The sequence below is a fragment of the Nocardia sp. NPDC049707 genome (assembly GCF_040674855.1).
Classification (GTDB): Bacteria; Actinomycetota; Actinomycetes; order Mycobacteriales; family Mycobacteriaceae; genus Nocardia.
In genome coordinates, this window is record NZ_JBFANN010000106.1 from 1 (window position 1) to 4124 (window position 4124).

General features: G+C 60.6%; 6 protein-coding genes and 1 pseudogene. 2 read left to right on the top strand and 5 right to left on the bottom strand.

What is annotated here, in order from left to right; translation table 11 throughout:
- Positions 1-408: 408 nt before the first annotated feature.
- On the bottom strand, positions 409-588 hold the full coding sequence (locus tag AB0J29_RS36955) for a hypothetical protein (RefSeq protein WP_364795978.1): 180 nt from the start codon (positions 586-588) through the stop codon (positions 409-411).
- 39 nt (positions 589-627) lie between these two features.
- On the opposite strand from AB0J29_RS36955, the gene AB0J29_RS36960 reads away from it, so the two are divergent.
- Positions 628-888, top strand: a complete 261-nt coding sequence (locus AB0J29_RS36960) for a DDE-type integrase/transposase/recombinase (protein ID WP_364795981.1) — start codon at positions 628-630, stop codon at positions 886-888.
- Positions 885-1247 (top strand): hypothetical protein, encoded by a 363-nt coding sequence (locus tag AB0J29_RS36965; RefSeq protein WP_364795984.1) that lies wholly within the window; start codon positions 885-887, stop codon positions 1245-1247. Before AB0J29_RS36960 ends, AB0J29_RS36965 begins: the two co-directional genes overlap by 4 nt.
- Positions 1248-1993: 746 nt before the next feature.
- Here AB0J29_RS36965 and AB0J29_RS36970 read toward each other — a convergent pair.
- The 4 genes and pseudogenes from AB0J29_RS36970 to AB0J29_RS36985 form a co-directional block, all read right to left on the bottom strand.
- Positions 1994-2626 carry a nucleotidyl transferase AbiEii/AbiGii toxin family protein gene (locus tag AB0J29_RS36970; RefSeq protein ID WP_364795987.1) on the bottom strand — a complete coding sequence of 211 codons (633 nt, stop codon included), beginning with the start codon at positions 2624-2626 and terminating at the stop codon, positions 1994-1996.
- Positions 2626-2955, bottom strand: a complete 330-nt coding sequence (locus AB0J29_RS36975; protein ID WP_364795990.1) for a hypothetical protein — start codon at positions 2953-2955, stop codon at positions 2626-2628. Before AB0J29_RS36975 ends, AB0J29_RS36970 begins: the two co-directional genes overlap by 1 nt.
- A gap of 229 nt (positions 2956-3184) precedes the next feature.
- Positions 3185-3571: a hypothetical protein gene (locus tag AB0J29_RS36980; protein ID WP_364795993.1), complete on the bottom strand. Its 387-nt coding sequence runs from the start codon at positions 3569-3571 to the stop codon at positions 3185-3187.
- A pseudogene (locus AB0J29_RS36985) lies at positions 3571-4124 on the bottom strand (hypothetical protein); the annotation flags it as partial. The pseudogene AB0J29_RS36985 and the gene AB0J29_RS36980, both read right to left, overlap by 1 nt.

Here is a 4124-nt window from a genome sequence, read left to right on the forward strand (position 1 = left end):
ACCAGCGGATCGTCCGCGCGGCCGAAGCTCTCGATGCCGAGATCCACACCGTTCGCCCGCACCGAGGTCATGCCCAATCGAAACGGTCTTGTCATACCTGGACTCCTGTCTTTCCGTACACCCAGAGGTATCGACGGCAGATTCACCCGAAAGTCATCGGTTCAGCCGAGATCGTGTCCACACTCCCGCAATCGTCCCGAACTCAGCATCACCGGTCGTTCAGCCAGATTGCCGGCGGTGCGCCGGATCGCCATAATTGGCTGTCGGTGGGGAATCGCAACTGGCCGTCTATGGGTTACCTATCAGTGACCACTGATAGGTACCCGAGCGAACCCTGTGGCTGGTGTGAACGCGCTGCCGCTCACCATCTTCCGACATTACGGACCTTGTTGACCCGGTCGCCTCCTGCTAGCGGTGGTTGCGATATCGCACGCCCGAGCTGCTGTCCAGGCTGTCCGGATCGTTGTCCCGGTTGCGGCGTTCGGCGATCTTTGTGGCGCGTTCGATCTCGAATCGAGCCGCGCGTTCGGCGGCCTGTCCCCAGGTTTCGATGCCGAGTTTGTCCAGTCGCGCGGTGAACTGCTCCATCAGTTTCCAGATATGGGCGCGTTCGGGGCGGGTGAGTGCATGCTGGACATCTTCTCCCGCAAAGCCGTCCACTGGAGGATCGCACCAAGCGAATCCGGTTGGCTGGCAAAGCAATTCCAGCTCGACGCGATCGCTGCGAACAGTGGGATCGTGCCCGGCTACATCCATGCCGACAACGGCGGCCCGATGACCAGCAAACACGTATCGGAGCTGCTGATCGACCTCAGCATCACCCGCTCACACTCCCGTCCCCGGGTCAGCAACGACACCCCTATTCCGAGGCGCAGTTCAAGACGTTGAAGTACTGCCCGGCATTTCCGCAGCGGTTCGCCTCGATCGGCGAGGCCGGGCGGTTCTGTCAGGTGTTCTTCACCTACTACAACAACGATCACCGGCATTCCGGAATCGGATTACACACTCCCGCAACAGTTCACGACGGCACCGCTGTCGAGATCCGCGCCGAACGCGGCAAAGTCCTGACCGCCGCCTACACCGCCAACCCGACACGGTTCGGGCGGCCACCCACCCCACCCAGGCTGCCCACGCTGGATCAACGAACCAGCGAAGGAGAACCTCAACACAGAATTCGTAGCCTGAACGGTCTCACCGGGTTTGACAGGGGGTTCCGAACGCAGGTGGTTGCCGAAGAACGCGTGTAGCACTGGTGGTGGGTAGATCGCGAGGTGCTGGTGGCCGGGGTGGGCGGCGAGCAGGACTTTGTCGCTGATGTCCAGGTCTGCTTGGCGTCGTTCCCGGAAGGGGATGCGGAAGTAGGCGCCGGTGACGTGTGCGGTGCCGACCTGTGCAGTGTCGGGGTGTTTGGCTCGGGATCGCTGGATTGTATTGTGGGCCAGGGATTTACCTCCCGTAGTCGCGCGTGCTCGAAGGCGCGGCCCGTGGTGCGCTCGGCCGCACCGTCGGGCGCATGAATGATTTCGGGAGTCATCCGACCACCCCGACGATTTGGGGCATACATCCATGGCGGCGTGTGTGATCACGGAAAATTAGATTCCCGGTCGAGGCGTGTGCGAGGCATCGCTGTTCGGCAGGGCGGAATCGTTGTTGGGTGGGTGCTGTGAGTCCTGCGGTGATTTCGTACAGCTTGGTTTCGATGTAGGTGGCGGTGGTGCCGTGGGGTCGGCTGTGGTGGTCAGCGTCCGCGTGGGCGGTGGCGTTCCACCGAAGGTGTGCTCTGTCGAGGTCGGACTCGTCTTGGGCTACGCGAATGACGAATTACTGTACGCTGCAACGGAAGTAGTCATGCTCGACTGTGGAAAGTGTGGCTCCGCAGCAGGTCGGTCGGGTAGCGTGCGGATGGCCGACGGCGCGGGTAAGCTTCTGCGATCTGAAGAGGGCATCCGCACTCGTCCCGAACTTTCGTATGCAGATAGCCGCGACTATCCAGTCAGCACGTCAGTTCGCTTTCCCATTCGGCGTAGCGGCTTCGCATGGCGGTGATGTCTTCGATCGTGACCTCGTAGGGGGTGAAGTCGCGGTCGGGCATCTTGTGGAGGTAGGACAGTGACTCGGCGAACATGCGCCGATCAAAGCCTGGGTTGTGTTCGATGGCGACTGCGATGAGCTGTTCCCGTGTGTAGCGTTCGCTGACGAGGATCGCATCGACGTCCAGGTAGTCTCTGGGGGCCCATCGGTTGAACAGGGCGTCCATCTTGCCGGCCACGGCGTCATCGGGGTGCAGGACTGGTCCGACTTCGAGCAGGATCGGTGATCTGGATCGCCAGAACACGCCGAGATCCACTTTGCAGGCGTGCTCGTCTGGATATGTGACGGTCATCTGTACCAGGTCGGGAGTTTGGCGGACGATGGTGACTGTAAGCCCGGCGTGTTCAAATGCGGCGGTCACGTCATCGGCCACTTCGCCGGGTGTTCCGCGTTTGTCGGAGAACAGATCGACGTCCTCGGAGGGGCGTGATCCCATTCCGTGCAGCGCGATTGCGTGGCCGCCGCCGAGTACGAATCCGCGGTTGCCGACCGAGTGCAGTGCGATGCGTGCCAGTTCGTGTTGGCGTGGATCCATCAGGCGGCGGCTCGAAGCTGCGGGAACTTCCTCTCCCAGAGGGCGCGGACCGGCCGGGCGGGCTGCATCTGTGGCCAAATGGCGACGAGCAGGCGTCCGCTGATCAGCTCTCGCAGATGACGGTCAGTCCCTTCTTCCAGGACGATCTTGTACACCGCGGTCCGGTCGTAGGCGTCATCCAAGTCGAACTCGGTTCGGCCGCCCCATGCAAGCTCAACAGGCAGCTGGAGCATCCCGTGCTCAGGCCCGTGCAACTCTGTCAGAGAGTCGACGACCTCATAGGGTCTGACCTCCGCGAAGCTGAACGGTGCACCGGCATGTTCGGACATGCCCATAGTCTGCCGGACATCTGGCAGCAGGTAAACCAACCCTGGACCGTGGTTCCGGCATCGACCTCGGTGCGGTCCGAGCGGTGGTCAGTGTCGCGGACAAGGTGACTGCGGCCGGTCTGGACGACCCGACGGGTCGCCGCGCAGCACGGTTGGATGCCGTCGTCGGTGCACGGCACATCCAAGCCGTTAGGCCGCTCTCGGACCTCGATGGTGCGACCTCTTCGAGTCAGTCGCCAGAATATCGATCCAACACTGCGATGATTCTCGCGAAATCACGTACCGAGCGCTGGCAGAATTCTCGATCCGTCCTCACTAAGAGGTCCACAGCTTGCGCTTCGGTTGCCAGTCCGTGAAGTTCTTTCTCAGCCATCACTCGTGCAGGTACGAGCACCCAGTTTCGTCGGGTGGTGTCAAACAGCCAGTCGATCTCTCGATTGTCGGCGAAAGCAGCCTCGTTCACTAGTTCAGCAACTCGAGCCGGCCGAGGCTCAGGAAAACGCCAAACAACAAGCGGCGGAGCGGGAGTGCCGTCATCACCCATGCCGCCCGCATGGCGATACCACTCCAGGCCACCGTACCGCTTCAGTCGAGTAATAAAATCACCTGAATTCACTATCCTACTCCCTTGATCGTGGCGCCGGGATTATCTCCCATAATAGTCTTCCGCCATTGCTCGATGGGGATGGGATTCGGACTATGCCTCGGATCGTATACGTATTTTCCGTCGGTATAGACCTCGTGATATAGAAATTGTTCACGCAGCCCATATTCTTCAACAGTTACCTCTTGCCCGGGAGTGGGATCCACCCTGAGTATCTCCCCTTCCCCAGCGGCAACCTTCTTTAAATGTTCTGCAATCTCGGAACAATCTTCACCCGGATGAATACCCTCTCGCAGCATTCTTGCCATCTCATCGGTAACCGCGCTCGAAGGAATGCCGGAGGAGCCCCCACCGTTTGCCGGGTTTCCATCGGCATCGATGTACACCTTCATGGCGATGATAGCGCCGAGTTTGGTGGCGATATCGGTGAGGCTGGGGACCTTATCGAAAACGGTGACCGTGAATGCTGTGGTTCCCGCTACCGCTGCCGTCGTGCCGATTATTTTGATGAGCTTGCTGGTGTCGTAGGTACTTTTGAGCACTCTGGCGGTGTTGCCGGCGATCG

Excerpts from the sequence above, each read along its gene's own strand:
- AB0J29_RS36975 (WP_364795990.1), bottom strand. The coding sequence starts at position 2,955 with ATGTCCGAACATGCCGGTGCACCGTTCAGCTTCGCGGAGGTCAGACCC.
- AB0J29_RS36955 (WP_364795978.1), bottom strand. The coding sequence starts at position 588 with ATGGAGCAGTTCACCGCGCGACTGGACAAACTCGGCATCGAAACCTGG.
- AB0J29_RS36960 (WP_364795981.1), top strand. The coding sequence starts at position 628 with ATGCTGGACATCTTCTCCCGCAAAGCCGTCCACTGGAGGATCGCACCA.
- AB0J29_RS36970 (WP_364795987.1), bottom strand. The coding sequence starts at position 2,626 with ATGGATCCACGCCAACACGAACTGGCACGCATCGCACTGCACTCGGTC.